29 protein-coding genes are annotated in these 26581 nt (G+C 40.6%); 13 read left to right on the top strand and 16 right to left on the bottom strand.

Annotated features, from left to right (window positions below):
• The first annotated feature begins 240 nt into the window (after positions 1–240).
• Positions 241–423 (top strand): hexameric tyrosine-coordinated heme protein, encoded by a 183-nt coding sequence (locus HUG15_RS12395; RefSeq protein WP_246516329.1) that lies wholly within the window; start codon positions 241–243, stop codon positions 421–423.
• 288 nt (positions 424–711) lie between these two features.
• On the opposite strand, the gene HUG15_RS12400 is transcribed toward HUG15_RS12395, so the two are convergent.
• Positions 712–921, bottom strand: coding sequence for a PepSY domain-containing protein (locus HUG15_RS12400; RefSeq protein ID WP_246516330.1), 210 nt, complete (start codon positions 919–921; stop codon positions 712–714).
• A gap of 688 nt (positions 922–1609) precedes the next feature.
• Between HUG15_RS12400 and HUG15_RS23380 the strand changes: the two genes are divergently transcribed.
• The gene (locus HUG15_RS23380; RefSeq protein WP_281393476.1) at positions 1610–2122 is read left to right on the top strand and encodes a spore germination protein; all 513 of its coding nucleotides are present in this window, start codon (positions 1610–1612) and stop codon (positions 2120–2122) included.
• Positions 2123–2144: 22 nt separating this feature from the next.
• Positions 2145–2576: a spore germination protein gene (locus HUG15_RS23385; RefSeq protein ID WP_281393478.1), complete on the top strand. Its 432-nt coding sequence runs from the start codon at positions 2145–2147 to the stop codon at positions 2574–2576.
• 75 nt (positions 2577–2651) lie between these two features.
• On the opposite strand, the gene HUG15_RS12410 is transcribed toward HUG15_RS23385, so the two are convergent.
• The 3 genes from HUG15_RS12410 to HUG15_RS12420 form a co-directional block, all read right to left on the bottom strand.
• Positions 2652–2822, bottom strand: a complete 171-nt coding sequence (locus tag HUG15_RS12410) for a gamma-type small acid-soluble spore protein (RefSeq protein WP_200123408.1) — start codon at positions 2820–2822, stop codon at positions 2652–2654.
• 192 nt (positions 2823–3014) lie between these two features.
• Positions 3015–3668: a DUF1259 domain-containing protein gene (locus HUG15_RS12415; protein ID WP_246516331.1), complete on the bottom strand. Its 654-nt coding sequence runs from the start codon at positions 3666–3668 to the stop codon at positions 3015–3017.
• Between the two features lie 294 nt (positions 3669–3962).
• On the bottom strand, positions 3963–4142 hold the full coding sequence (locus HUG15_RS12420; RefSeq protein ID WP_200123409.1) for a small, acid-soluble spore protein, alpha/beta type: 180 nt from the start codon (positions 4140–4142) through the stop codon (positions 3963–3965).
• Between the two features lie 191 nt (positions 4143–4333).
• Between HUG15_RS12420 and HUG15_RS12425 the strand changes: the two genes are divergently transcribed.
• The 3 genes from HUG15_RS12425 (at position 4334) to HUG15_RS12435 (ending at position 8348) form a co-directional block, all read left to right on the top strand.
• Complete coding sequence (locus HUG15_RS12425) at positions 4334–5062, top strand: DUF421 domain-containing protein (RefSeq protein WP_200123410.1); 729 nt, start codon at positions 4334–4336, stop codon at positions 5060–5062.
• Between the two features lie 26 nt (positions 5063–5088).
• Complete coding sequence (locus HUG15_RS12430) at positions 5089–5451, top strand: DUF4363 family protein (protein WP_200123411.1); 363 nt, start codon at positions 5089–5091, stop codon at positions 5449–5451.
• Between the two features lie 839 nt (positions 5452–6290).
• Positions 6291–8348 carry a catalase gene (locus HUG15_RS12435; protein WP_200123412.1) on the top strand — a complete coding sequence of 686 codons (2058 nt, stop codon included), beginning with the start codon at positions 6291–6293 and terminating at the stop codon, positions 8346–8348.
• A 422-nt stretch (positions 8349–8770) separates the two neighbouring features.
• Here the strand turns inward: HUG15_RS12435 and HUG15_RS23670 are convergent, their stop codons facing one another.
• The 5 genes from HUG15_RS23670 to HUG15_RS12460 form a co-directional block, all read right to left on the bottom strand.
• Positions 8771–9007, bottom strand: a complete 237-nt coding sequence (locus HUG15_RS23670; protein ID WP_425504004.1) for a hypothetical protein — start codon at positions 9005–9007, stop codon at positions 8771–8773.
• Between the two features lie 531 nt (positions 9008–9538).
• Entirely contained in the window at positions 9539–10699 is a 1161-nt protein-coding gene (locus HUG15_RS12445; RefSeq protein ID WP_200128968.1) for an RNA-guided endonuclease InsQ/TnpB family protein, read from the bottom strand.
• 213 nt (positions 10700–10912) lie between these two features.
• Positions 10913–12121 carry a Ger(x)C family spore germination protein gene (locus HUG15_RS12450; RefSeq protein ID WP_200123413.1) on the bottom strand — a complete coding sequence of 403 codons (1209 nt, stop codon included), beginning with the start codon at positions 12119–12121 and terminating at the stop codon, positions 10913–10915.
• A gap of 403 nt (positions 12122–12524) precedes the next feature.
• Positions 12525–13307, bottom strand: a complete 783-nt coding sequence (locus HUG15_RS12455) for a hypothetical protein (RefSeq protein WP_200123414.1) — start codon at positions 13305–13307, stop codon at positions 12525–12527.
• Between the two features lie 21 nt (positions 13308–13328).
• Positions 13329–13823, bottom strand: a complete 495-nt coding sequence (locus tag HUG15_RS12460) for a CBO0543 family protein (RefSeq protein WP_211202220.1) — start codon at positions 13821–13823, stop codon at positions 13329–13331.
• 172 nt (positions 13824–13995) lie between these two features.
• Between HUG15_RS12460 and HUG15_RS12465 the strand changes: the two genes are divergently transcribed.
• The 3 genes from HUG15_RS12465 (at position 13996) to HUG15_RS12475 (ending at position 16015) form a co-directional block, all read left to right on the top strand.
• A complete protein-coding gene (locus HUG15_RS12465; RefSeq protein ID WP_200123416.1) occupies positions 13996–15012 on the top strand; it encodes a DUF3231 family protein in 1017 nt (338 codons plus the stop codon).
• Between the two features lie 553 nt (positions 15013–15565).
• On the top strand, positions 15566–15751 hold the full coding sequence (locus HUG15_RS12470; RefSeq protein WP_200123417.1) for a hypothetical protein: 186 nt from the start codon (positions 15566–15568) through the stop codon (positions 15749–15751).
• 15 nt (positions 15752–15766) lie between these two features.
• On the top strand, positions 15767–16015 hold the full coding sequence (locus HUG15_RS12475; protein ID WP_200123418.1) for an extracellular matrix/biofilm biosynthesis regulator RemA family protein: 249 nt from the start codon (positions 15767–15769) through the stop codon (positions 16013–16015).
• 1207 nt (positions 16016–17222) lie between these two features.
• Here the strand turns inward: HUG15_RS12475 and HUG15_RS12480 are convergent.
• From HUG15_RS12480 to HUG15_RS12500, 5 genes are all read right to left on the bottom strand, one after another.
• A complete protein-coding gene (locus HUG15_RS12480) occupies positions 17223–17753 on the bottom strand; it encodes a DUF2703 domain-containing protein (RefSeq protein ID WP_200123419.1) in 531 nt (176 codons plus the stop codon).
• Between the two features lie 70 nt (positions 17754–17823).
• On the bottom strand, positions 17824–18393 hold the full coding sequence (sigZ, locus tag HUG15_RS12485) for an RNA polymerase sigma factor SigZ (RefSeq protein WP_200123420.1): 570 nt from the start codon (positions 18391–18393) through the stop codon (positions 17824–17826).
• Positions 18394–18512: 119 nt separating this feature from the next.
• Positions 18513–18932 carry an arsenate reductase (thioredoxin) gene (arsC, locus tag HUG15_RS12490; protein WP_200123421.1) on the bottom strand — a complete coding sequence of 140 codons (420 nt, stop codon included), beginning with the start codon at positions 18930–18932 and terminating at the stop codon, positions 18513–18515.
• Between the two features lie 19 nt (positions 18933–18951).
• Positions 18952–20250 carry an arsenic transporter gene (locus HUG15_RS12495; RefSeq protein ID WP_200123422.1) on the bottom strand — a complete coding sequence of 433 codons (1299 nt, stop codon included), beginning with the start codon at positions 20248–20250 and terminating at the stop codon, positions 18952–18954.
• 12 nt (positions 20251–20262) lie between these two features.
• The gene (locus HUG15_RS12500; protein ID WP_200123423.1) at positions 20263–20613 is read right to left on the bottom strand and encodes an ArsR/SmtB family transcription factor; all 351 of its coding nucleotides are present in this window, start codon (positions 20611–20613) and stop codon (positions 20263–20265) included.
• Positions 20614–20779: 166 nt separating this feature from the next.
• Between HUG15_RS12500 and HUG15_RS12505 the strand changes: the two genes are divergently transcribed.
• The 4 genes from HUG15_RS12505 to HUG15_RS12525 all read left to right on the top strand — a co-directional run bounded on the left by HUG15_RS12505 (position 20780) and on the right by HUG15_RS12525 (position 24301).
• Positions 20780–21106 (top strand): ArsR/SmtB family transcription factor, encoded by a 327-nt coding sequence (locus tag HUG15_RS12505; protein WP_281393479.1) that lies wholly within the window; start codon positions 20780–20782, stop codon positions 21104–21106.
• A 90-nt stretch (positions 21107–21196) separates the two neighbouring features.
• Positions 21197–22084: a permease gene (locus tag HUG15_RS12510; protein WP_200128970.1), complete on the top strand. Its 888-nt coding sequence runs from the start codon at positions 21197–21199 to the stop codon at positions 22082–22084.
• 13 nt (positions 22085–22097) lie between these two features.
• Complete coding sequence (locus HUG15_RS12515) at positions 22098–22244, top strand: hypothetical protein (RefSeq protein WP_200123424.1); 147 nt, start codon at positions 22098–22100, stop codon at positions 22242–22244.
• 695 nt (positions 22245–22939) lie between these two features.
• Positions 22940–24301 carry an IS4 family transposase gene (locus HUG15_RS12525; RefSeq protein ID WP_200123426.1) on the top strand — a complete coding sequence of 454 codons (1362 nt, stop codon included), beginning with the start codon at positions 22940–22942 and terminating at the stop codon, positions 24299–24301.
• 1 nt (position 24302) lies between these two features.
• On the opposite strand, the gene blaI is transcribed toward HUG15_RS12525, so the two are convergent.
• A complete protein-coding gene (blaI, locus tag HUG15_RS12530) occupies positions 24303–24680 on the bottom strand; it encodes a penicillinase repressor BlaI (protein WP_200123427.1) in 378 nt (125 codons plus the stop codon).
• On the bottom strand, positions 24670–26466 hold the full coding sequence (locus tag HUG15_RS12535) for a BlaR1 family beta-lactam sensor/signal transducer (RefSeq protein ID WP_246516332.1): 1797 nt from the start codon (positions 26464–26466) through the stop codon (positions 24670–24672). The genes blaI and HUG15_RS12535 overlap by 11 nt, the downstream gene beginning before the upstream one ends.
• Positions 26467–26581 lie beyond the last annotated feature (115 nt).

Here is a 26581-nt window from a genome sequence, read left to right on the forward strand (position 1 = left end):
CATGATTTATGCTAACGATTTTAAAAGATAAAAAACAGTCTAAAAATTTTCAGGTAACTATGGTATAATTAAACTAGGGAAGGGACAGTTGCCGATTATTTATCGTACTGTCCTTTTTAGTAACAAATCGTTATTGAGCTCCCATGACCATTAACTTAATAACTCAACTTTCGGACATGATTAACAAGCTGCATCAACTCGGTTATATGTACATATAGTGAGGTAAAATATGCGAAGGAAGTGAACTGCATATCGAATGACCAGCTGAAATCGCTACAAACACAAACCCCGGAAGAAGGGTTTGAATTAGCGGTTAAGCTCTCCCAACAAGGGGTTGAGGTTACACAGCCTTATGAAGAGATCAGGCAAATGTTACGACCGGTATATTCGAGAAATGCGGATAGCTTAATAGCGGTATCATAAGTCGTCGCGATTCATTTTCAAACAATAGTTGCCGCAAACAACTATTGGAAGATGGATACACCGCAACACTGGGGACACCACAATATTGGTATTGGTAATACCGAATGAATTGGATCGAGCGCAAATTAGCGTAAAGTTACGCTCTTTGGATGAAATGTTGGTATACTGGCCTAAACAAGAAAGGACGCAAGTCTTATTCGTTTCTTGCGTCCGATGGCAGGATTTCTCACTTCAGAAACTTTTTATCATTAAAACACCCCTATTCCTTTATTTACATGTAAATTGATTTTAATCAAAGTCTTCTTCCTCAATTTTTAATATATTTCCTGTATTTCCGTTTACCTCTACTTCATAAATTCTGTTATCTGGTGTTAAAATAAAGATTTCATAAACAAAAACCCCATGTTCTAAATCCATATCCACATGAATAACCTGGCCAGGAATCCTTTGAAGAGCAATATCTTGTGCTTGTTGCATCGTTAACCTTTGTCTAAACATGAAAACGATCCTCCCTATTTGAAAATATAGGCATTTATCATCATGGGTATAATATGTTTTAGTCATGTAAAAGGTTCAGATAAAGTTAAAGATACTCATTTAGTATATTTTGGGCAGTGAAAAATCTAACAAGAAAAATAACCCTTTCTGGCGAAGGTATACACCCAAACTACCAGAAAGGAGATCAGATCGCTGAAAGGGTTATAGTGAAGTGTACTGTTTTCATGCGATTTGACTATATCCCCACCGTATGCCAAACTTCTTCTTTTTCGCATGTTTGCCCGCAACCCGCATATAACCCATAACGCAAATCTATACAGGTGTGCCAGTGACGACGAAGGTGACCTCAAACATTCCCATTCCCAAAGATCCATGATGAAAAGGGGTGACATTCATTGGATATAAGTGGTTTCCCTGTAAGGTATGTATCCGTATCAACATTGAAAGATGTCCTTTGAAAAAAGGCATTAGCCCAACAGACAGGGACTGCCCTTTGGGTTAAAAGAAAGTTCTTTATAATTATGATTTGCAGAGTGTAATTGGGTGCCCGCTCAACTATACTCTTCGGGTCATGGATAACAGCCAAGGTACTTCACTCCTCCTGTTGCCTTTGCGGCCACATCGATTCGTTGCTTCGGTTGGGCTGACACGCCGTCGCATTCGTGATGAAAAATTGAGAATGGAGATTATGAAAGCTGGAACCCGTTCAAAAACTGGCGTATGCCTTTGCTACATAGAGGACATTTTGGACCCGGATTTACTCAATATTGTTAAAAAAGAGATTGAGGCTATCGATGCCGACAGTATAACGGCAGCAGATCAAGGGCTAGTGGAATATATCACGGGGCAAGGGTACAACCCTTTTCCCTTTGTTCGTTATACGGAAAGACCAGACGTTGCGGCCGTGCACATATTAGAAGGGTATTTAGTGATTATTGTCGATACATCCCCCTCTGTCATCATTACGCCAACGACATTATTTAATCATGTGCAGCACCCGGAAGAATATCGTCAACCACCGGGGGTTGGGACCCTCCTTCGTTGGATGAGATTTTTCGGGATTCTCATTTCCTTTTTAATCGTCCCCTTTTGGCTACTGCTGGTGGAGCATCAAAATTTGGTTCCCCCTGTTTTGGATTTCATCGGCTTGGAAGAAGAACTTGAAGATTTCCCTGTATTTGTACAAATACCTCATTGCTGAAGCTGGAGTTGAAGCTCTTAGAATGGCCGCCATTCACACTCCGGGGCCGCTGGAATCAGCCTTGGGTGTCGTCGCTGCTTTAATCATTGGAGATATGGCCATCGATATTGGCTTTTTTACACGAGAAGTGCTCTTTTACGTAGCGGTTGGGGCCATCGGCATGTACATGACGCCTAGCTATGAGTTTGGATTGACACTTAGAATCTTGAGATACATGCTCATTATAGCGATCGTTGCCTTTGGCCCGATGGGTTTTGTTTTTGCCTTGTTTTTATCCTTTATATGGATCGTTTCAATGCGCCCTTACGGAAAACCGTATTTGTGGCCATTCCTTCCCTTTGACCCGTATGGGATGTATGAAATTCTCGTTCGAACAGCGATTCCTTCCGAGCATTGGCGACCGGCTATTGTTGATGCCAAAGATAAACATAAGCAGAGATCTATGGACGAGTAAACATGCCATTTCTAAAGAAAATGACTCCTATTATCTTTTAAATAGGAGTCATTTTTACATTTAAATTTAACCGTATTATTGGCCTTTACGTGAAGCCTGTTGATTTTGTTTTTTTACCTTCTGTGCATCTGTTTCACTTGCAAATTCTGTTTGGTTGCTTTTTCCTTTTTCAGCAGCCTCATTTTGTTTCTTTACCTTTTCGACATCCGTTTTCGATGGATTATTTTGGTTTTGTTGATGATTCATTTTTATCACCTCCTCGTCTTAACTAACCTGTACGTTTTTCTTTTCTTCTATTCAAACGAACGATTGTCATATTTCTATGATCAAAAAAACAACCTTTTTGGGCGACAAAAGGCTGTTAAGCAAAGAAGGTATATAGATGAGTAACAATAAGCGAACACATACACTTTACCGGGGCCTTTCTTTGATGTCTAATCACCCACTAGAAACGGGAAAACTTTTTAATGCTGAGAAAGCCTTCGCCATTTTTTTTGCAAAATTTATGGGAGGCTCTACGGATTGAACATGTATATAAAGAATCGTTGGGTCCGTGTATATCCAATGATTGTGAATAGCACTCACCGTTAACTCTTGTTGTAACAGTGCCTTTGAAAACGGAAAAACTTCCGTTTCCAAAACGGTTACTTCTGATAGGTTTAGTGCATTTCCTTTATTGTCTAATTCCCCAAAAGATAAATGTGCCACCAATACAGATGAAGCATCCTTCCCTTCAATGGTGACATGAAAATCTCTAGTCAGATCAACAGAACAAGTTCCTTTTTCCACTTGCTCTTTCCCCTTACCATGAACGATACTGGCAAATTCATGGCAAAGAGATTTTTCCTTGCGCTCCTTTGGTTCCCCTTTCGAGCGAAAGTCCTCATACCCCTGATACAACTCATCCATTAGTTGGGTAATAACTGATCCATCCTGGTTACCATTCTCACCAATTTCTTTACGTAGGATTGAGATGTTTCGGTGAAGAATGTTCGCCTGATCAGAGGGAGAATGCTCATTAATCATTTCTTCCATTTGATTCATCCAGCGGTTCACGTCGGTTAGGTAAAGTTCCCAATGAGTTTGTGCCACGGTGTCACCTCCGAAATGTGCTTCTTACCATATGTATGGGACGGATGGATCGTCTTATACCTAACGGTTATTCAAGGTAATTAATTTTATGACCTCAAATCTAATAAGAATCGACTACAAAAAAAAGAGGAGATCGCCCAATCTCCTCATAATGAAAGTTCCCTAACGAACCAACGAATCCAAATGGATACCAACCATTTCCGACTTTTCACTAATTTATGCATCCAATAAGAATATGTTCAAAACTAAAAATCCGGAGGCTTCCCTCCGGATGATGCACGGCCTTCCTGATCATTAATGCTCTTTTTTATCCATGTTTTCTTCGGCCATTTTCACGGCCTGCTTAACCATATTTCCAGCATCACGAGTCGTAATACCGCCCCAACCTTCTTGCTGTACAGTGTCATAAAAACCCAGCTCTTTTGAAATTTCCTCTTTTAAGGCATCGGACATAATACCCCGGTTTCGGGCCACATGAACAACTCCTTGTTTCAAAATACCGTGCTGTATATAGTTTGAATCAGAAGGGCGAAAATATAACTACCGATGTCCAGCACAACTGGAAATCGAAGCCATTTTTTGGTCCAAAAAACTTACCGTAACATACATAAGAACCGAAACCTGAGAAACCCTATCGATATCCAGGTTAAAAAGGTGGTAAGGTTATGCAAGAATCCCTGGTCGTCATTGTACGGGCCCTGATTACTTTTTTTATTATCCTGCTGTATGCCAGGATTATTGGGAAGCAACAAATTGGAAATTTTACGATGTTCGATTACATCAATGGGATTACCATCGGTTCCATCGCAGGTACGCTAGCCACAGATCTTTCTTCTAAGGCCCTGGTTCACTTTCTTGCTTTGACTGTATTTATTATCTTAACCATCGTTTTGCAATTGATTGGAATCAAAAATCGATTTCTGTCTAAGGTCCAAGATTCAGAACCCGTTGTTCTGATGCAGGCAGGCAAGATCCTGGAGAAAAATTTACAAAAGGTACGTATTACCAAGGATCAACTCATGGCGCAATTACGAGCCAAAAATATTTTTTCTCCGCTAGAGGTTGAGGTTGCTTTGTTGGAACCCGATGGTGCCATTTCTGTGTTACCGAGTTCCTCCTATCAGGTCGTCCAAAAAAAGGATTTAAACATTCCTCCTCAAGCAGCAAAACTCACAACTGAAGTGGTCATAGACGGAAAAGTTATTAACCAAAACCTCACTCAGCGAAATAAAGATCAAGATTGGCTTACGGAACAACTCAACAACCAAGAAATCACCAATCTTCGTGAGGTATCTTATGCGGCTATCCTGCCAAATGACACGCTTTACGTGGACAAGTTTGACGATCAGGTTGGGGACGAAATGAATATTAGTGATTATCCTGGTCCTTACTAAGCCAAACGGAATGGGGGAATTCATTCATGAATAAATTTTTGCTTTATTTCATTCCAGCGTTATTTCTTATTTTCGTCATAGGGCTAATGACAGGCGGGGGTTGGCTTAAGGAGCCTATAACCGGACAAGATGATCTATTGGCTTACATCCAGAACATTGAACAGGCCATGGAGGAAGAAAATTGGGAGGAAGCATCGGCTCAACATCAGAATGCTGAACAGGCGTGGGAAACGATATCGAAACGTATTCAGTATAGTGTAGAACGGGAGGACATGCTCGCTGTCAGTGAGACGATTTCTAAAATGGAAGGCGGAATTGAGGAAGAAGATTCAAGCACGATTTCCCCCGAACTCTATTATTTCTATGAATTATGGTCCAAATTAGGTTAAACTTGTTTATATATAATAACACCCACATTTCTATTTTTGTTCATACGTTCATCACAGATTCTCTGATAATGGAGTGTACAACACTGTGATGAACAAAAAACCAAACACTTTATACAACATTGAGTGTTTGGCATTCCATATTCTACTGATAAAAAATGCTCCGCAAAAATTATCTAGCCTTTACGGGAACATTCATAAAATCATTTCTCTGTAGATGTTATTTTTTAAAGAAGTCTATAAATATAGGCGTTTCAAGGATTTGTAAGCAAGCTTACATCATGCCGTCCATATATCAGGTATGTTTTTCATACCTTTCTAATCAATATTGATAATTAATGTCCCAAAAAGGGTACTTTTATTCGTATTATTTCGCCTATAATCCCTATAATCCACTTTTTTTATAATTTTCTTGTTAAAAAGTCATAGTTTAAATTCTTTTGCCCGTTATTCAATTCCTATATAAATGTTACAAACTTAGTTTTGAAAAGGAAAGATTGATCGTTTATCATTATGAGAATATATATTCTGAAGGTGGTTAAAGCATGTATTAAGATTTGTTGTCATTGGAAAGTTGTTATTTACTGAAATCATCGTTAATACCATTGCTCAGAGGATTGTAAAATACCGTCGACAAACTTCAGTTTCCGTTGTTGATGGATGGATAAATGACCACCAGAATGTATATACCCATACCTCCAACCTGGGCACAGCTTCGTTGGAATTAACCCATTTGAACCCGATCGGGGAAGCATTTAATAATAAACCTCGAATATAAAATGGTATAACGCAATATTTATCCAAGTGGGGTTAAAAATCCATCGGTGAGGAAAGGTGATAACATGACTGATGAGTCAAGATACAATAAAGACGAGGAAAATCTAAAAAATCAGCAACTGGATAAATACCGCAAAAGAAATACCGGACATCCATTAACGACTGAACAAGGGAGATTAATATCAAATGATACGGATCAATTAAAAGCCGGTGAGCGCGGTCCTTCCGCACGTCAGGATTATGAGTATTTTGAAAAAATGACACGCTTTGTTCACGAAGAGATACCAGAAAGAGTCGTTCATGCCAGAGGTTACGCAGCCCATGGTGAATTTGAATGTTATGAGTCGATGAAACAATTTACTAAAGCAGGATTTTTGCAGAAGGCCGGAAAAAAGACGCCATTATTTGCCCGATTCTCTACCGTTCAGGGGGACAGGGGATCCAAGGATACAGCAAGGGATTTACGCTGCTGGGGGACAAAGTTTTATACGGAAGAAGGAAATTATGATCTTACAATGATTAATATGCCTGTAAAGGAAAATCAGGATCCGATGCAGTTTCCGGATTTGATGCATGCATACTTCCCCGAGCCACGTACTGGTTATCCAACAGCTTCCGGTGCTCATGACACTTTTTGGGATTATGTTGCCAACAATGCGGATTCCCTTCACATGATTATGTGGATCATGTCTGATCGAGGCATTGTAAGAAGTTATCGCATGATGGAATCGTTTTCGATTAATACGTACCTATTTGTCAATGACCAAGAGCAAGCAACTTTTGTGAGGTTTACTTGGAAACCTGTACTCGGCACCCATTCCCTGACAATGGATGAGGCGCAAAAAATTGGGGGGATTGATCCGGATTACCATCGTCGGGATCTACGGGAAGCGATTAACCGCGGGGCTTTTGCGGAATATGAATTGGGCGTCCAAATGATACCGGAAGAAGATGAATTCAATTACGATTTTGATGTGATCGATTCAACAAAGTTTTGGCCGGAAGAGATCGTCCCTGTTCACATTATCGGTAAGATGACCTTGAACAGAAATGTTGATAATGAATTTGCGGAATCGGAACAAGTCGCCTTTAACCCAGCGAATGTCGTTCCGGGCATAGATTTTTCCAATGATCCCGTCCTTCAGGGCAGGTTAATTGCTTATCAAAGTGCCCAGTACTACCGGCTTGGGGCGAACTTCCAACACTTACCGATCAATCAGCCGATTTGCCCGGTAACGAACAATATTCGACGAGGTTCCATGAGGTATCCCATCGATGTTGATCAGGTAAGCTATCATAGAAATTCGCTGGCAGATAACACGCCACATGAGACGCCCCCGGAAGAAGGCGGCTATGAAAGTTATCCAAAATGGGTGGAAGGACATCTCACGCGAAAACGGAGCGAAACGTTCAAAGATTATTTTTCGCAACCGAGGATCTTTTGGAATAGTTTAACCCCCGTTGAAAAACAACACACGATCGAAGCATTCGGTTATCAGGTTGGAAGTGTCAATAGCGAGTCTGTTCGTCAACAAGTGGTTGACTTACTTGTCAACGTGGATAGGGATTTGGCATGTATTATTGCTGACAAAGTGGGTGTCGATCATCCAAGCGGATCCCATGTTGATGTTTCCACGAGTTACCCTTCTTTGAGCCAAGCGAATACCCCCCATTACGCTTATACGCAGAAAGTTGGGGTTCTTATAGGGGATGGTTTTAACGGGAATGAGGTCACTCATACGATGAACGTGTTACAAGAGTACGGGGTTTTTGTCGATATCGTAAGTGAATCGCTTGGGACTGTGACTGGGGATGATGGCACACAAATCAAGGTTGATAAAACCTTTGATACAACGAACGCCGTCCTTTTAGATGCCCTTTATGTTGTGGGGGGAAAAGCGAACAACCAGGCAAAATTTGATGACGACATTGTTACATTTATCAGAGAAACATTCAAACACTTTAAACCGATCGGCATTGCAACAACCGGACAATCTTATTTTTATGCCCAAGATCCCAAAGCTTATCCTGGTGTTGTCTTTGCTTCCCATAATCCTGATTTCGGGCATGAATTTGTCTCTGCCATCGCCCAACAACGTTTCTGGAGTCGAAAGGTGTATTAGGTTTTGTTCCATTTAGATGAAAAGAGTAGCGCTGGCTACTCTTTTTTACGTCGACGAGCTTCTATGAATACAAATACATTATCAATTTTTCTCTAGCTTATTTGAGCAACATTAAGACTATCTCTCAAGCCAGTCAAGAATTCAATCTCCGGTAGATCAGTTAAAGTAACAATAATAGGAAAAATGTCATATTTAGTAGTTTGATTTTATAGGCGATAAGTTTTTGAACTTGAATCAAAAAAGGTTGGTTGATCCCTCATCCGTTCACCATGGTAAACCTGACTAATGAAGATTAATAGATAAAGGTCAATAATCTATAATAAGATACGTCAAGAAAAATTACAAAACTTAATTATCGGTGTGTATAACGATAATTGAGATTTTCCGTTATGCCTTGAGCACCTGCTTCTTAGCAGCGTTCATCACTGCCAATAACGAAGAAAAACCATCAGTTTTGGTGTTTCACGATTAGTCACCGTTATCCAAACATTTGCTTTTTGTATGAGAGGGCAAGGGTGATTTTCAGGGGAAAGGCTACGGTGCCGATATTCTTCGAATTGCAGTTTTTTCACATGGAAAGTTCGCGCGTTGCATTTTTCCACATCGTTTTCCAACAACTCTTCCAAATCATAAGCTGGATAATCACTTCTTTCGTGCATGAAATGAAAGACTTTTCGCGTGCAAATCAATCGCGCTGTACAGCTGTTTTTTCAATATGTCCCGTAATATCCAATTTTTCAGCCGTACGGCTTATCCGTTGGCATACCTTCTCCCTATAAGTGGCTCCAGCTTCGTTCTGCCGAATCACCTGTGCTTCATACCCTCAGACCTGTTAACGGCATGTAGGATTTGTTGAAGGATGGTTTCGGGAAACATGGTTCCGTCATTCCCATCTTTCATTGTAAAGTTGGAATTACGTTAAAATTCCCTGCATGTTCACGCTTCAAAGCGTTTATAATAGAACTTGTCGCGCGCGCTCTTTTCTTGAATAGTGAATGTGGTGGGATGTGTGTATTCCATAAGTGACATAAAGGCGAGTGAACCTCTCCACCTAAATCAAAGATTTTGATGGAGCTTCCCTATTCACAGACGATGGCTTTGTTCTATGTGAACCGAGTCTTACATCATCTCCCAGGGCTTTGTTTTATACTGATCGGACAGGACCTTGCCCTACAGTCGAAACCATGTATTTATACAGTTGGACACAAACCCAAAAGGTCCCGTCCAACTTTTTCAATATTGATGGCCGCATTGTGGTCGCGGTCTAAAACTGTTCCACATGACTTGCATACATGCGTGCGAACGGACAGGGCCTTTTTCACACGCTTCCCACAGCTGGAACAGTCTTGACTCGTATAATGGGCTTTAATTTTGACGAGTGTTCCACCATTATTGTTACACTTGTACTCGAGCTTACGACAAAAAGCACCCCAACCAGCGTCATGAATCGACTTTGCCAAATGGCGGTTTTTCACCATATTTTGAATCTTTAAGTCTTCTACAAAAACGACTTTATACATTTTCGAAAGGTGATAACTTCGTTTATGGAGAAAATCACGCCGTTGGTTCGCAATTTTTATGTGCAGTTGCTGCACGTTTTGACGTTGTTTCTTCCAGTTATTTGAACCTTGCGTCATTCGGGAAAGTTTCTTTTGTGCTCGTTTCAGTTTCTTTTCTGCTTTCAAAAGGAATCTCGGATTTTCGACGTTGGTCCCATCCGATAGCACGGCAAACTTATGAATCCCAACATCAACGCCTGTGGATTGAACGGGAAAATCAACCGTTTCGTTTACGTGTCTTTCGACGCTGAAGATCGCAAACCAACGATGACCTTGGCGTTTGATCGAGACTTGTTTCACCTTTCCTTCTATTGGGCGGTGAAAGTTTACATAGACTGATCCGAGTTTTGAAATAAGAAGATGATTGTTCTCATCTAACGAAGCGGCATAACGCACATCACGTACGTGAACGTCGCCGGTTTTCTTGTTTTTTACCTTTCTTTTTTCCACCCCAAATTGTGTAAATGTCATTGACGTATAATCCTTGTGTTTCTTGATTTTCGGATAGCGTGCACGCCCTTCGAAAAAGTTCTTATACGCTTTTTCCAGACGGAAGAGTACCTCCTGCAAAGGTTGCGACGGTATTGGTTTAAGAAGTTCGAATCTTTGTTTATCCTTTGTTTGCTGTTTTTGCAATGCATGTCGGGACAGTCCGGTCTTATTCTTTTGGTAAAAACGCTGTTTATCCAAAAGAGCGGAATTGTACTGTTGACGACAGATAGACAGCCAACGATCCATCGTTTGCCTCTGTTCTTCGTTTGGAAACATCTCGTATTTATAATTCATGCGCATCAGCATTTGTTTTCACCTCCCGAACGTTTGATTTGCTTCTATTATACCAAACATATGTTTTTTATCAAGATGTTTTTCTATTTTTCTAATAAAAAAACCGATTCATCCCCCACTAAATCAAAGATTTTGAAGGGGACTTCTCGGCAAGGCGATTAAGACTAGAAAGAATTGAACCTCTACTGAGTTATGTTCTCGAACTGATTTTCACTATCTCTATCTTGCACTCGTTTCCACGCGTCGGATATTGAACATAACGTCAACATCGACGTCAAGGTTTTGGAATTCTTCATGCCAGTTATCTTTCGTTCTAATCTCTCGGTTCCAGTAGCCGGGGTGCTTGGCGCGGATGTATTCCCCAAACCCGAAAATATCCGATTGTTCCTTTTGCATTGTCTGAATTAAATGTTCAACATGATCCGTAGCTATTTTGCCCCCTTCTTCTTCTATTTTCTCAATGAGTTGTGAATCGTTCAGATTGATGTCTGGATCCCCTTCAATGACCGTCTCTTCATATCGAATTTTAACCCTGGCATAAGGTTTTCCTTCTTTTATTTCTGTCTTGATTTTACCTTGACGTAAAAGTGTTTCCCTTGTGATATGTTTATCTGTGCCCGGGATCGGAACAAAACCTTCATTTCCGCCTATCGGATAATCGGTTACAGCCATAAAATATCCAACTTGTAACGGCTCAATATGACCGATCATTCGGTCCGCTTTGAAATAGGCAAGGCCATCTAACCGAATTTGTTCCTCACCTACTGCTTGGAGGTAAGGAAGATAACCATCTTGGCCTTGGCTGGACACCATTCGCCAAAATAAACCCATGTAATTATCAGGAAACTTGCCTAAATCCACAAAACTTTCCACCATATTGACAAGGTACAATGTCGGCACTGCTTCCAATTTCGGAGAAAGATCCATATATTGAGCCGCTTCCTCCTGGGACACGACCATCCACGCGTTCCTCCGCACTTGCGGGTTTTGCCGCAGAGCTTCATTGAAGCGCTCTACCCCTTTTTTGGCAACGTCTTCATTGATGACAATGACACGCAGTTGCCCTAAAAATATATCCTCGGCCACTTCTTGCTGCAAATTGCTGATCGCTTCCTCCACTGTATGACCGGTCACACTCAGCACCCATACCGGATCTGATTGTTCTCCCCCTCCTTGCGGTGGACCCAAAAGCACTTCCCCCGGAACGGCGATTTGCACGGTCACGCGAATCATTTCCGTGTTTGGTGTATCTTCGAGATGGGCAATGTTATCTTCCTCTTCGTCACTGTTGTCTGCTTCGTCAATGGCGATCGCGAGCACATTGGCCCGGTTTTCAATATCCTGGCTATCCCAGCAACCTGTTAGGATTGAGGCCAGTACAAAAAAGAATGCCCCATACAGGCTCATCCGGTGTATTCCATTATTCATGAGCTGATCTCCATTTTAATATTTGATCATGACGGCATTGCTACAATTATGCATGAATATATCTGGACAGCATTTATTGTATGTGTTCGAAATGACAAATATTCAGAGGTGTACATAATGTTGATGAAAGCTAAAAATAAATAGGGTTAACTTCCAACTAGATGGCCTGATCATATTATAAGGTCAGCCAGTCCAGTCATTTCTGGTTGACCATTTTTCATGGGTTTTATGTTTGAGGGAGCCGGGGTAGAACGATCTGACCTGTGGAAAGTTGATCCCGTCCGTAATGCTGTCCACCCCTCCTTGTAGAAACATGTTTGATGCCATCACAAGTTCTAGCTAACTAACACTTAAAAAGGATGCCGCTGCGTTATGACACTAAATAGCATTAGGCCAGTAACTCTTATCCCTTCCGTTCCGGTATTTTCACACGGTATATTTGATAATGCTGTTTTAAGAAATTACGTTGTTCGCTTTCAAAAAGTTTGTTATGTTCCACGGTATTAACGTAAGCGTCATAAATCGAATAACCATATAGGGACGGTAAAAAAAGATACCATTGAGGATCCAAGACCTGGGTAGCTTCACTGATTTGCCCAAGGAATAAAAGATGAACGGCGACCAAAACTCTAGAAAAATAGACGAAAATAATGAACCAAGAGGTGATAAAAAATCCGTGTAGGATGCGATGAATGTATAATTGTCCTGAACCAGGCGTCAAAAGGGACCAAAGTGCCGCCATTAATGGACTTCTTTTGTCCATATAATCAATTTCCATAGGTGACATACTAAAAGACGAAAAAGGAGCGTTTTCTTTTTCAGCCAATAAGAACTGTTTGTTCAGGTCAACGGTCGTTCGGTAACTATCCCAAATCGTAAAAATATAAACGGGAATATACAGAAGCAGCCATCTTGGTTCAAGGACATTTTTTGCCATTTCTATTTGGCCTGTAAATGAATAAACCATGGCAAGGTTGAGATTGGACATGACATTCACAAGAATTTCCCACAGGAATAATATAAACCCTCTTAGACTCTTATTCAATAGAAAATGTCCAAACCCCGGAAGGGCAGCACTCCACCATGCGACAATGTACGGACTACGTAAATGCATCTGGGTGGTGCCAAAAATACTCACATGGGCTTTGGTGCGACGTGCTTGATTCGTTTGTGAGAAATTCTGCATGTATAGACGTCATCCTTTATACTACCTATGCTGTTTATCGCTTACTTTTCTTACAAACACTACGAAACTTTTCGTCATTAAAGACTTCAAGGTAGAACTTAAAAAGGAATGCCGCAACGTCCATCCCTTATTCCATTCGACTAAATTTGTTTTATTTTCTATTAGCCATTCACATAAATTTGCTGGAATTGTTAGAGCAAGTAATTTAAAAACAATCGTCTTTGGCTTATCTTTATCCGTCCATTGGTTGAAGAAAATGGTAAATGTAGGATATACAAGATAATCAAATAGCAAACTTGTTCTAAATAAATTCGGAAAGTGACGAACGGGATATTCAAGTATTTTGTATGAAGCAAGTACATTATCTATAATTCCATTGGTTATTCCATTAAACAAATAAGCCAGTAACCAATCTTTAATTGACGATTTTTTCCTTAATATTAAAATTGGTAAACAGATTACTGTAATAATCAGCGTCCCTCGTAAAACGAATTGATCGACTTTATTCCCTTTCATGGAAACACCTATCTTTCTCTCCATAGCATGCTTTATGAAAAAAGAATTATTCATCCGTGGAATCTAAGGTTATTACACATAATGGCCGATCGTATTCTGATTGAAGATGTGAATAATTTTTAGGGGGGAGTGAAAAATACACTGACACACACGTATTTTGGAGGGAATCACCATGGCAACAACACATAACGCGCCTTTATCATCTGCGGAAATCGCGCAAATCTGGACGTCTTACCAACAGGATACCATGGCGATTTGTTCGCTAAAATATTTTTTAGAGACAGTTGAAGACCCGGATATTGCTGCGTTACTTCAGCATGCTTTGGAAATGTCTCAGTCACACATCCCTCAGCTTACAAATTTTTTTAATGGTGAGAACTGGCCCGTTCCTAATGGATTTACGGATGCTGACGTTAACTTGAACGCCCCACGGTTGTATACGGATGGATTTATGCTGACCTACCTGCAAATGATGGGAATTTTAGGGGCAAATGCTTACAGCGCGGCTATTGGAACGGCCGCACGCTCGGATATTCATAACTATTATTCAACGTGCATGACGGAAACCGTCGACCTTCATAAACAGGCCGTCGATCTTTTGCTGGACAAGGGGATGTTCGTCCGCTCCCCTGAGATAACCCCACCTGATCGGATCGATTTTGTTACCGCTCACGATTTTCTCGGAAAATGGATGGGAGATAATCGCCCTCTTACTGCTATGGAAGTTGGGAACCTTTACGCCAACAACCAACGTAATATATTAGGAAAGTCACTACTGATCGGATTTAGCCAGGTGGCAGGAGATCCGGAGGTTCGCAAACATATGGTCAAGGGGAAAGAAATTGCTGAAAAACACGTGGAAGTCTTTAGTTCAAAAATCAATCAAGATGATCTCCCGGCTTCCACGACCTCGGATGCAGGCATCACCGATTCCACGGTCGCGCCTTTTTCAGACAAGCTCATGATGTTCTTCACAAGCAGTCTTATTGCTACGAGTATCGGGTACTACGGGGCGGCCATGGCCGTGAGTCCTCGAAAAGACATCATTGCCGATTATTCTCGTTTAACCGCTGAAATCATGAAATACTCCGCTGAAAGTGCCAAAATCTTGATTGACAACGGTTGGATGGAAGAACCACCACAAGCAAAGGATAGGGATCAGTTGGCGAAAAAGAATGGAAGCGATTAGAAAATATGTCAAGGAACAATAAAATGTCCCCTTAACCTAATGGGTACATTTTTGTTGCATTCCTTTATTAAACAATCTGGCCCGTTTTTTTCATCACATCTTTATTGTCACTCTACAACACCAACGGTTGAGATCAGGATAAATGCCAAAACTTTCATATGTGAGATTTATCTATTAAACTATAACCATACTTGCAACATCCGTGGACAAATGGCATCATAGAGAACCTGCTTGCTTTTTGTATATCCCTTCCATTTTTGGAAAAGATGTGGTAGGACTTAGGATTTTCCGTCAAACGTAGCAAATGGTACGGGTTGTCTCACGTTTCCAAGGCAATCCCTCCTAATTACGTTTCCCTCCCCTAACCTTGACCTTAGACGCCGTGAATGCCATCTGCTTTGATCGAACACCTGTTTGTTAGCATAAGGAATTTAATTTTAAAATCGTGGTCGTTCCTCCATCCGATTGAAAATTAAAAGCGATGTTTGCTCAACGATTAAATCGGGGACATATCTGTAACATCATGATTATTGCATTTGTGGAGGTTTAAGCCGTGAGCAAGAAAGAGTATGTCACCGAATGGATCGAGGACGTTTTTGGGGATTTGAACGAAGTTACGATCGAGGATTATGACCATTTACCGTACGGGAAAAAAATCACGGATTGCACCGATGATTACGTGATCGTTTATTATGATGACAGGAAAAATCGGGTGAGCTTTATATTTAAAGAAAAGTAAGAAAAGAGGAATATTATGCGTTCGAACACTCTAAATATCGGTTTTGGAAATGTCGCTTTATCCCACACAATATTGCCATTACTTCCGCTGATTCAGCATCTATCAAGCGCATGGGTTCAGGAAGCAAGAGATCAAAACAAGCTTATTGACGCCACAAATGGGCAAAAATCGAGAAGTGTCATCCGAGCCGATAGTGATCACATCATATTATCTGCGATCCAATCTGAAACGCTCGCTGAACGATGGGAAAACGCAGAGAACTGAGCAAATGGGAACTCAGTAACGAATAAAACCGCCTGAGAAGCAAGGGGCAGCTCATTTTTTACCATGAAAGGATCAAGCGAATGCTACGCCACCTCATTATTATGTTCAAGCAAAGAGGAGAATATGTGCCAAAAACGCCCGATATACATAAGGGACTGTCAAAGCATCCCTTTATGCCACAATCGTTAGCAATAGGTAAGCGTTTGATATTAATCCCTGTACAAACAACTACATCACTCCAAAATAGGTATTCAACATAAGGCCCATATACGGCAATATGGACGCAAACCCTTATTCCAGAATTGTTAGCAATAGGTAAGCGTTTGATGTTATCTCCGGCTTTTCCCCTGCTCCGCACAGGGCGTGCTAGTTTCCCAGCACCCTGCGGTCCATCTAACGAGATGTACTATGATGATAAGTTCCTCGTTACCTTCAGACAAGAGAAAAACCATTGCCCAAACAGAAAACTCTAGCCTGAAAGCTCGCACTGTGTAAAATCACACGTTCCTACCCGATCGGTGCGATGCACGCTTGGAAAACCATCGTTCCATTCGCTAGACTTGGGGCTGTTCCTCCACTCCCATTACAGGAGATTCTTCGGTCATACCCCTACCCTCACAAAGATAAATGCTTTTCGATCTATGTCTTATAGCAAACGTTTCGAGTGACAGCTCTTGTTCCAACGTTCCTTGCTTTCCAAGTCCCTTACAACGTAGCTATCGATACTGGACGTAGGTGCTTCCTTTAAGCCTGTGAGCTGGATACCGCCTTTGTCCGGTATAGCGTGTTTCAGAGAGCGCATTTTTACTCCACACCACTCACGCCATCGTTGGATAGCACATAAGTTTCCCTATGTCGAATATCTAGACCCTTACATTCGGAAGTTTGTCAGTTCTCTTTTGTGAGAACATTCTCACCATATCCAGTTTTTCAGCCGTGCGGCATATCCGTCGGCATACCTTCTTCCCATAGAGTGGCTCCAGCCTTCGTTCTGCCGAATCACCTGTGCTTCATACCCTAAGACCTGTCAGCCTTAACGCATGCAGGATTTGTTGACGGGATGGTTTCAGGAAACATGGTTCCGTCATTCCCATCCTCCGTTGTAACGTTAGAATTCATTAAAATTCCCCGCATGTTCACGCTTCAAAGCGTTTATAGCGGAACTTGTCGCGCGCGCTCTATTCTTGAATAGTCTTAGGGAAAAATACTAACAACATTGATCCGAGGAACAACACGCATTGTTGTCTTTAGAACTTTGTTTCTCTTTTTGATCAAAAAAGTTTTTCAAGTTTCCAGACAGCACAAAATTATCCTTTTTACCTTCATTTAACACTGGGGATTGTCCATATACCTCTGTTAGCATAGCGTCCATAATTAGCCCTTTTGGTGCTTCTGTGTACTCTTCACCTTTATACATCCAAACCCGACAATCAACATCTATGCCAGTAATCGTATTACAGGAGCCACAGTTACTCTCTTTTGATACCTGTTGAATATCAACTCCATTAATTCGAATGGTTGGAGAAAGGTTAAATTGTAAGGTATTAGCGTGTTCTTCACTATCAACCAAAACACGATTTACTTTTACATTGTAACCTACTGTGTTTAGCACAGGCGTCACTTCATTAATGGCTTTATCTAGGTTAGATTCTGTTCCTTTACAACGAGAACAAACTTCCAAATCAATATACATAAAATCAATGATCAATTGATTGTGGGATGATTCATGGTTATCCATGAAAAAACCTCCTGCCTTCTTATTTATCTTTCACGTAAGAAGACGAAGGCTTTCCAAAAAAGATGCATTCTTAACATCCATCACAGATAGAATTTCCGTGATTTATTTTATAGTCAAGGATATTTCCAAAACGATCAAAGTTCAAATAACAGCATTCCAATAGTTGATTTTTAAGCTTTTTCCTTGCTCGTTGAACCCTCGATTTAGCCCCCGACATTGATATACCAAGTTGATCGGCTAATTCTTTTTGAGTCATGTTTTCAAACTCAGTTACATATAGGGCAGTCCTATACTTTTCTGGAAGTTGATCAATAAATCTTGTTAACCAAACGGAAACTACTTCATTTATATTTTCTTCATCAGTCATATCATTCTTGTTAATCACTTTGCTTTCCATTTCTGCATCTGGAAATTCAACCCCATTTGATTTCTTGCGATAAAAATCAATAATAGTGTTTCTTGTGATTTGATATAACCATGATCTGAGCTTTCCTTTTTCTTGCAAATCAGGTAAGTGATTATGGACTTTAATAAAAACTTCTTGAAGAATATCCTCTGTATCCTTCTGATTAGATACCCGTGAGACAATAAATCGGTGCAGTGGGTCTTTAAATTCAGTCCAAACAGATTGGAAATCCATTGTATCACCTCCACCAAATGATTTGTCTCGATAATAACATAGCTTTAATTCTCATTCATGAAGAGAGCGCCACTTTATTCAACAAATGCTATCGTTTGCTTAAGAATCACAATCGGCTTTTACGGTGTTGTTTTCGCAAATTGTTGAATGCGGTGGCCAATTTCATCACGTACCCGTTGGAATTCCGCCCACTTCTCTTCGTCCGATCCTTCAGCTTTCACCGGATCATCAAAACCCCAATGATCACGGCGTATATGCGACGGTGTCATAGGGCAACGATCCACCGCATCACCGCATAGGGTCACAATCATATCAACGGCATTCAATAAGTCCGTATCAATCACATCTGATGTTTGATTAGAAATATCAATATTGACCTCGCTCATGGCTTTTACTGCATTTGCATTCAAACCATGAGCTTCGATACCTGCACTGTACACATACCATTCCTGACCTAAATAATGTTTGGCCCATCCTTCAGCCATTTGACTACGGCATGAGTTCCCTGTACAAACAAAATAGATCGTTTTTTTAGACATGATGGGTTCTCACCTTTCTTTAACTAATGATCATTAACCAGAGATAGAGACCGAGCAAGGTAATAAATAAAACGGGTAATGTAATGACAATGCCTGTCTTAAAGTACGTCCACCAGGAAATTTTGACGCCTTTTTGCGTAAGGACGTGTAGCCACAATAACGTTGCCAAAGAACCAATCGGCGTAATTTTTGGCCCGAGGTCTGAACCGACCACATTTGCATAAACCATGGCTTCTTTCATCAACCCAGTTGCAGCTGTTGTATCAATCGCTATGGCATTGATCATGACCGTAGGCATATTGTTCATAATCGACGACAGAATAGCTGCTAAAAAGCCCATACCCATGGTTGCCGTAAAAACACCTTGTTCAGCAACATATTCAAGCCCTGTAGCTAGAACATCCGTTAAACCTACATTTTGCAGCCCAAACACAACGACATACATCCCAACCGAGAAAAAGACAATGTTCCATGGTGCACCTTTAAGGACGGAACGTGTCGTGACAGCAGGGCTCTTGCTAGCAATTCCTAAAAAGATAAGAGCAATCGTTCCTGCAACAATGGATACAGGAATATGTAAGAATTCGCTAACGAGGTAGCCCACGAGCAAAACAGCTAACACGATCCATGAGATCCGAAACATTTTTTCATCTTTAATGGCTGTCACAGGCGCCTGCAGTTTTTCATAGTCGTATCGTTTTGGAATGCTCTTTCTAAAATAGAGATACAAAACAAGGATACTGGCCACTAGTGAAAAGAAATTTGGAACAATCATCCGTGTTGCATATTCAATAAATCCTATCCCAAAGAAATCCGCCGAAACAATGTTGACTAAGTTACTCACAATCAACGGGAGTGAAGTGGAATCAGCAATAAATCCACTCGCAATAATAAATGGAAACACCATCGTTTCGTTAAAGTTCAAAGAGCGAACCATGGCGAGAACGATAGGTGTCAAAATGAGTGCTGCGCCATCGTTTGCAAAGAACGCTGCCACAATGGACCCTAAAATACAGACATAGACAAACATGAGCACGGCATTTCCTTTGGCCGCACGCGTCATATGGAGGGCTGACCATTCGAAAAAGCCTATCTCATCCAAAATTAAGGAAATAATAATAACAGCAACAAACGTTAAAGTTGCATTCCAGACAATGCCTGTAACTTCAATGACATCGCTAAAAGAAACAACACCGAGAAGTAATGCAACAATGGCACCACCACAAGCAGACCAACCAATATCAAGGTTTTTAGGCTGCCAGATGACCAAAACAAGCGTAATAACAAATACAGCAGATGCTAAAATGACTGAAGTCAACGTCTAATCCTCCTACTGACAATCTACAGGTGCTTCTCTCTCCAAGAGTTGACGGTATTGATCATCCTTCTCATCAATTTGACTAAGAATCCCCTTTACGATACTTGCTTCTGGTGATGATTCATTCATCGAATAAAAACGCCATTGCCCTCTGCGGTTTTCTTTAACGAGACCTGCTTCCCTTAATTTACGTAGATGTTGGCTAGCCGCCGGCTGACTCATGCCAAACATATCGACAAACTGGCAAACACAGTATTCTTTTTTCTCCACCAATTTCATCATTAACAATCGGGTAGGATCGCTGATCACCTTAATGCAATTAGCCACTTTAGTGGAACTTAATTTTATCGTTGAGGTGCCCATCTGACCATCTCCTTTTGCGATTAGTATATTACGATTTATTTATATAAGTCAATCGTTATAAATAGCCTTCATCAAATTTTTTTGTTTTAAATGGTTGCAATTTCTGTTTATACAGCATATAATCCAATTAAATCAAAAATAATTGATGTGAAATGAGGAATTGAGTATGAAAGAAACCATGGCTCCGTCAAAAGTTGACCAACATCAGCTATTTCAAACATATAAAGGGAAATTTAAGGCCCTTGCGGATGAGCTTCGTCTAAAAATCATGTATGAATTAAATCAACGTGGCCAAGTTTGTGTATGTGATTTAACAGACATTGTTGGATTGTCCCAATCGAAGTTGTCTTATCACTTAAGGATTTTACTCGATGCAAACTTGATTCAACAAGAAAAAATCGGGACTTGGAATTACTATCGCTTGAATGAAACTGAAGTTAAAAACTTGCTATCTGAAGAATTATGTTGCATTTTCTATCCGAATAGCCCCTAATCATTGGGGATTACTTTTTGATCTTATCATCAAAAAAAGTTGATGAAAGAATCGCTTATATATCAAAAAAAATTGATTAATAAGGAGACAATAATGGATACCTTCTTAAGCTTTCTAAACACCTTTTTCATTCTGTTTTTAGAACTGACCGCTTTGTTCATACTCATTAGTTTTTTGGTCAGTTGGTTACAACAAAAGGTGACAGAAGAGCGAGTTAGACGCATCCTTAATCGACCAAATAAATGGAGTGGCTATCTCTATGGCGTAGGGTTAGGCTCACTGACCCCTTTTTGTTCTTGTTCAACGATACCGATTTTAGCAGGATTGTTGTCGTCTAGAGCGCCCTTTGGACCATCGATGTCATTTTTAATTGCCTCTCCTCTGTTGAATCCTGTGATCATTATCATGATGTTGACCTTGTTGGGGTGGGAATTAACCCTATATTACGCAATACTGATAGTCATTTTTTCAATACTCATTGGTGTTGTATGGAGAGGTTTAGGTTTGGAGCAGTCGGTTAAACAGGTGAGGGTTAAAAAAGGCGATCGTTCAAGCGAAGATCAAAATGTGCCCAAATGGAAATTGGCGCTTCAAGATGCATGGACGTTCTTCTATCCCTTATTCCCTTACCTTCTCATCGGTGTTTTTATCGGAGCGTTAGTTTATGACGTCATCCCGCAGGAATTTATCGTTCAGTACGCTGGAGGGGATAATCCTTGGACGATTCCGATTGCATCGGTGATCGGGATTCCCATGTATATTCGTGCAGAAACCCTGTTGCCGATTGCGGGCGCCTTAGTTAGCCAAGGGATGGACCTGGGAGCTGTGATTGCTCTCTTAATCGGTGGTGCCGGGGCGAGTATTCCAGAGGTTATTTTATTAACCAAATTATTTAAACGAAGATTAGTTGTGGCTTTTGTCGTTTCCGTTTTGATTGTTGCTATTGGTACTGGATTTATCGTGCAAATCATCCTATAAAGGAGGTGATCCCATGGTCCAAAAACAATCAAGCTTGAAAAACCTTTCCAAAGCAAAGCCGGCGCAACAAGATTGCTGCAGTGTAGAAATTGAAGAAGTTGAATCCAGTCAGGAGAACTGCTGTGATTCTATCGAGCAAGAGAAGAAAAACGCGGAATAACATTGTGAAAATCAATGGATAATGATGGTTTCGACACCGTGTTCAAGGGACTTCGTTTTAAGAAGCCCCTTGTTTTAGTTGAAAATGTTTATCCAAGAAAATACAATTGTTCGGATTTAATATATAATGATCAGACCTCATACCTCTCATTTTTCAAAACCTTGCACTTTCGTGCGCAAATCATGAAATACTCTGCGGAAAGTGCCAAGCTCATGATTGACAACGGTTGGTTAGAAGAGCCACCCCAAGCAAAGGATAGAGACCGGTTAGCGAAAAAGAAGCATAACAATCTATAGAATATCAAGGTAAAAGAAAATGTACTCTTTTAAATTAAGAGTACATCTTTGTTGATGCTTTATTCAACAATACGGCTCTTGAATTAGTTACCACTAGGCCCTCAACCTTGTGGAATTTTATATCTCATGTTGTTTCCTATCATGTCAATCATTTCATTATAGGCACCAATAAAACTTGTAGCTTTCACCGATCCCCATATTTACATGAATCAACGTATTTTTTCCTTCTTATTTACTCAACTTTCGCACCTAGATAATGATTATGAAACCTACGGTTGCTTGATCTAGGAAGCTATCAGGTTCGGTTCTTGACATGAGAAACAACCATAAAAAAACACCTCGACGTTTGGTATAGTGTCATTGACAGAAAACACAACCAAAAAGAAGAGGTGCATCTCTATGATACCGAAAAATAGCAAGCATCATCAACTGCCAAATGAATTGCGATCAACATTTCGAGAGTTAAAAATGCTCAAACACCTGCGAAACGCTGGTATTACGAAGTCATTCGGCTTTTCTTGCGGCTATCTTTTTCAGTTGGTCTTCTGCTTGATTTTTGAACATAAAAACTGGTTTCAATTTCTTGAAAGCAAGAAATCAGATGAGTCTCCGGCTAAGGATACGGTCTATCGATTTTTGAATGAATCCACTTTTGCATGGCGTCGGTTTCTCCTCTTTCTGAGTGCTCACACGATTGGAAAAGTGACAAAGCTAACCCGTCATGATCGGCCAAAAGTGTTTGTTCTGGACGATTCCTCCTACGATCGCAACCGAAGTAAAAAGGTGGAATTATTAGCTCGTTGTTTTGATCATGCTTCTCAAAAAATGCGCTATTACAAAGGGCTTCGAATGCTCACGTTAGGATGGACAGATGGAGCAACTTTTCTGCCTGTCGACTTCTCGTTGCTCAGTTCTAAACAATCGTGTATCAACGGCATTTCTGATTACATTGATAAACGGACCTCTGGGTATAAAAGACAGCTTGAAGCTCTGCAATCAGCTCCGGAACAAATTCCGAGCATGCTTCAAAGAGCAACGAAAGCAGGGATTGATGCCTCTTACGTATTGATGGATAGTTGGTTTACGCAGCCGCCATTGATCCAAGCCATTACGGAACAGGGCCTCGACGTCATCGGCATGGTCAAGAAAATGAACCAGCGTTATATCGTGGACGGCAAGCAGGTTGATTTAGAACAATTCTACCGCCTCGCTGCCCCAAGAACCGGGAAAAAGGCGTTGCTTCGCTCCATTCATACAACGATGGCTAACGGCGTTCCTGTCAAAGTTGTTTTTGTCCGCAATCGAAATAAAAAGAGTGACTGGTTGGCAATTCTGAGCACGGATTGTACATTAAGCGATCAGGAGATCATCCGTATTTATGGCATGCGGTGGGATATCGAGGTGTTTTTCAAAACGAGCAAATCCCTTTTAAAGTTGCAAAAAGAGTTCCAAGGGCGCTCGTATGATTCCCTGATCAGCCATACCACCATTGTTTTCGCTCGATATATCGTACTGGCATGGCAAAACCGATGTAGCACCGACCAAAGAACGCTTGGCGGTATGTTTTATGACGTCTGTGATGAAGTGAGTGAACTCGATTGGGCTGTAGCTCTCCAGCAACTCGTCGAGCTTCTTGAAGATGTCTTCAACAACAGCGACAAGAAAATGAAAACATTCATTAAAAGTCAACTCCAACAATGGATCGCGGGTTTACCCAATTATATCAAGGTGTACATGCCTTATTTGGGCTGCGAAAGTTGAGTTATTTATTCTTTTTATCCAAGATGGATCTTAACTCTTCGATTTCTTTTTCTGAGAAAGAGTCGTCCTCAATAAATTGAATTAACGCAGATTTCATTGTTCCCCCGCGTATCTTTTTGATTAGGGATTGGGCCTCAGCACGTTGACATTCGTCTTCAGAATACAAGGGGGAAAATGTGTAAACCTTCTTCTCCTTGTTGACATCAATAACTTCTTTCTGCGTAAGGCGATCTAATAATGTGCGAATCGTCTTAGGGCTCCATTCGGTTTGTTCACGCATCGAGGAGATGACTGCATTTGCTGTTTGTGGCGACTTTCCCCAAAGCACCTTCATCACCTCCCATTCTGCCTGAGAAATACTCGGTACTTCACGTGTCATTTTGTTTTCCCTCCTTTCGATGATGATATATATTTTTCTGATTTAAGATGTCCAACGTTATTTCTGCTGCTTTACTTCCGGTCGCATGATCGTTTTCCTCTATATTTGTAGCAAAGAAAAACGTATCATTCGAAGTCTCTACAAATCCGATAAACAAGCCATTCCTATGTTTTCCGTTAATATTACCAGTTCCCGTTTTGCCGTACAATGTCCCACTGTCGTTCTCTTCGAGTATCATAACATCTTTCAGAAATTGGATATGCTCTTCTTCAAATTCAAACTGATTTGTGTAAACATCTTGCAGTAATTGCACTTGTTCAATTAATGATATTTCAAGCGATGATTCTAACCAGTACTCTTCAATCCCTCCACTAAGATCGTGATTACCATAGTCAACTTTTTCTAAAAAGGATTGGATGTTCTCTTCATTCACTTGTTTGTCCAGTTCCTGAAAATACCAGGTTACAGAATGTTGCATGGCCGATGGTAAGTCTTGATCTCTGTTCCATTCATTGTAGGCATATGGTTGACCATTCCAGTTCAACGTTGAATGATCGATGCTGATAACGTTTTGCTCAAGGGCAAATAATGCACTAAATGGTTTATAAGTGGAATTCGGGGACATTCTGAGCGTACCCTTCTCTTCATTATGGATATGATATTGCTCATTCTGCATGCTGTAAAGCACAAAACTACCGTCATATCCCCCAAAATCGTCGCTAAAATCTTCATACACGGGTTGATCATCATCAAAATCATAGTAATCATTCGGTTCAGCCGTTACAGCTGTAACGGGCACTTGAATAGTGATAACGATACTTAAAAAAATACAGGTGATGATACCTTTTCGTTTTTTTGGCAAGGAATCCCCATTGTAGTCTGCAATATTTATGATTCGTTTCTTTAAATGCGTTTTTGAACCAAAGAATTGGTTCGTCAAATGGAAGGACGAAAACCGCGCATACCGATGGGCAAAATTTATTAGTGTGTTGCCATAATCTTTATAAGATTGTCGGTCTAATGTATGCAAGACAGCAGCATCACATGCGATTTCACGATCCAGCTTCATTTCTTTAAACGCCCACCAAACCAAGGGATGAAACCAATACATGATTTGATAAACCAAAAATATATAATTAACGTGTACATGTTTACTTTTATAATGATGCAATTCATGCAACAAAATCAATTCGATTTCCCTCATGGAAAAACTTTTATCTAGATCGTTGGGTAACAGAATATACGTTTTGAAAAATCCGAACGTGGTCGGAGATGTAACAACGGATGACTCTTTCATCACTAAATCTTGGGTGATTCCCAAGCTCTTCTTACATCGGGCAAACAAACGACGGACGTCTTGATTTTCGATGGTTGTAGAAGCATTTTTAATCCGATGAATCCTGACTTGCGCTAGAATGGCGAAAACCCCGAAGAAAACCATGCCTATCATCCATCCATAGAATATAATCTCACTTAGAATTGTGAAATCAAGACGGTTGACGGAATAGCTGAAGTCATTCATCCAGTTCCCGTTGTTGACCGAAGTACTCGTTTCTGAATGTTGGGAGGTATTCATTATGGAATTATTGGCCTGAGGAACCGAATGTTTCCAATCGATATATTGGATAGGCAAAAGAGGGATTGTCAGTGAGATAAGGAGAAAAAACCACATATAATACTTCCATTTAGCGGTTAATTTATTTCCATAAAACCTTCTGATCAACAGGATCATGGCTATCGTCGCTGTAGAAAACACAATAGATAGAACCATAAGTAAAAAAAACACGCAATCTCCCCTCCTCCCCCATCATTCATTACCTCTTTTTCCCAGGGGCTGATTTTACATTGACATATCCGGACTACATATGTAGTATTTGATTACAGTTGTAGTCATGAATGAT

Origin of the sequence: Salicibibacter cibarius (assembly GCF_016495725.1) — a bacterium.
In the GTDB taxonomy this organism is placed as follows: domain Bacteria; phylum Bacillota; class Bacilli; order Bacillales; family Marinococcaceae; genus Salicibibacter; species Salicibibacter cibarius.

Bases quoted from the DNA above. Each gene is read 5' to 3' on its own strand.
- HUG15_RS12400 (WP_246516330.1), bottom strand. From the start codon at position 921: ATGTTTAGACAAAGGTTAACGATGCAACAAGCACAAGATATTGCTCTT.
- HUG15_RS23380 (WP_281393476.1), top strand. From the start codon at position 1,610: ATGAAAGCTGGAACCCGTTCAAAAACTGGCGTATGCCTTTGCTACATA.
- HUG15_RS23385 (WP_281393478.1), top strand. From the start codon at position 2,145: ATGGCCGCCATTCACACTCCGGGGCCGCTGGAATCAGCCTTGGGTGTC.
- HUG15_RS12410 (WP_200123408.1), bottom strand. From the start codon at position 2,822: ATGAATCATCAACAAAACCAAAATAATCCATCGAAAACGGATGTCGAA.
- HUG15_RS12425 (WP_200123410.1), top strand. From the start codon at position 4,334: ATGCAAGAATCCCTGGTCGTCATTGTACGGGCCCTGATTACTTTTTTT.
- HUG15_RS12430 (WP_200123411.1), top strand. From the start codon at position 5,089: ATGAATAAATTTTTGCTTTATTTCATTCCAGCGTTATTTCTTATTTTC.
- HUG15_RS12435 (WP_200123412.1), top strand. From the start codon at position 6,291: ATGACTGATGAGTCAAGATACAATAAAGACGAGGAAAATCTAAAAAAT.
- HUG15_RS23670 (WP_425504004.1), bottom strand. From the start codon at position 9,007: ATGCACGAAAGAAGTGATTATCCAGCTTATGATTTGGAAGAGTTGTTG.
- HUG15_RS12445 (WP_200128968.1), bottom strand. From the start codon at position 10,699: ATGCGCATGAATTATAAATACGAGATGTTTCCAAACGAAGAACAGAGG.
- HUG15_RS12450 (WP_200123413.1), bottom strand. From the start codon at position 12,121: ATGAATAATGGAATACACCGGATGAGCCTGTATGGGGCATTCTTTTTT.
- HUG15_RS12455 (WP_200123414.1), bottom strand. From the start codon at position 13,307: ATGCAGAATTTCTCACAAACGAATCAAGCACGTCGCACCAAAGCCCAT.
- HUG15_RS12460 (WP_211202220.1), bottom strand. From the start codon at position 13,823: ATGAAAGGGAATAAAGTCGATCAATTCGTTTTACGAGGGACGCTGATT.
- HUG15_RS12465 (WP_200123416.1), top strand. From the start codon at position 13,996: ATGGCAACAACACATAACGCGCCTTTATCATCTGCGGAAATCGCGCAA.
- HUG15_RS12475 (WP_200123418.1), top strand. From the start codon at position 15,767: ATGCGTTCGAACACTCTAAATATCGGTTTTGGAAATGTCGCTTTATCC.
- HUG15_RS12480 (WP_200123419.1), bottom strand. From the start codon at position 17,753: ATGGATAACCATGAATCATCCCACAATCAATTGATCATTGATTTTATG.
- sigZ (WP_200123420.1), bottom strand. From the start codon at position 18,393: ATGGATTTCCAATCTGTTTGGACTGAATTTAAAGACCCACTGCACCGA.
- arsC (WP_200123421.1), bottom strand. From the start codon at position 18,932: ATGTCTAAAAAAACGATCTATTTTGTTTGTACAGGGAACTCATGCCGT.
- HUG15_RS12500 (WP_200123423.1), bottom strand. From the start codon at position 20,613: ATGGGCACCTCAACGATAAAATTAAGTTCCACTAAAGTGGCTAATTGC.
- HUG15_RS12505 (WP_281393479.1), top strand. From the start codon at position 20,780: ATGAAAGAAACCATGGCTCCGTCAAAAGTTGACCAACATCAGCTATTT.
- HUG15_RS12515 (WP_200123424.1), top strand. From the start codon at position 22,098: ATGGTCCAAAAACAATCAAGCTTGAAAAACCTTTCCAAAGCAAAGCCG.
- HUG15_RS12525 (WP_200123426.1), top strand. From the start codon at position 22,940: ATGATACCGAAAAATAGCAAGCATCATCAACTGCCAAATGAATTGCGA.
- blaI (WP_200123427.1), bottom strand. From the start codon at position 24,680: ATGACACGTGAAGTACCGAGTATTTCTCAGGCAGAATGGGAGGTGATG.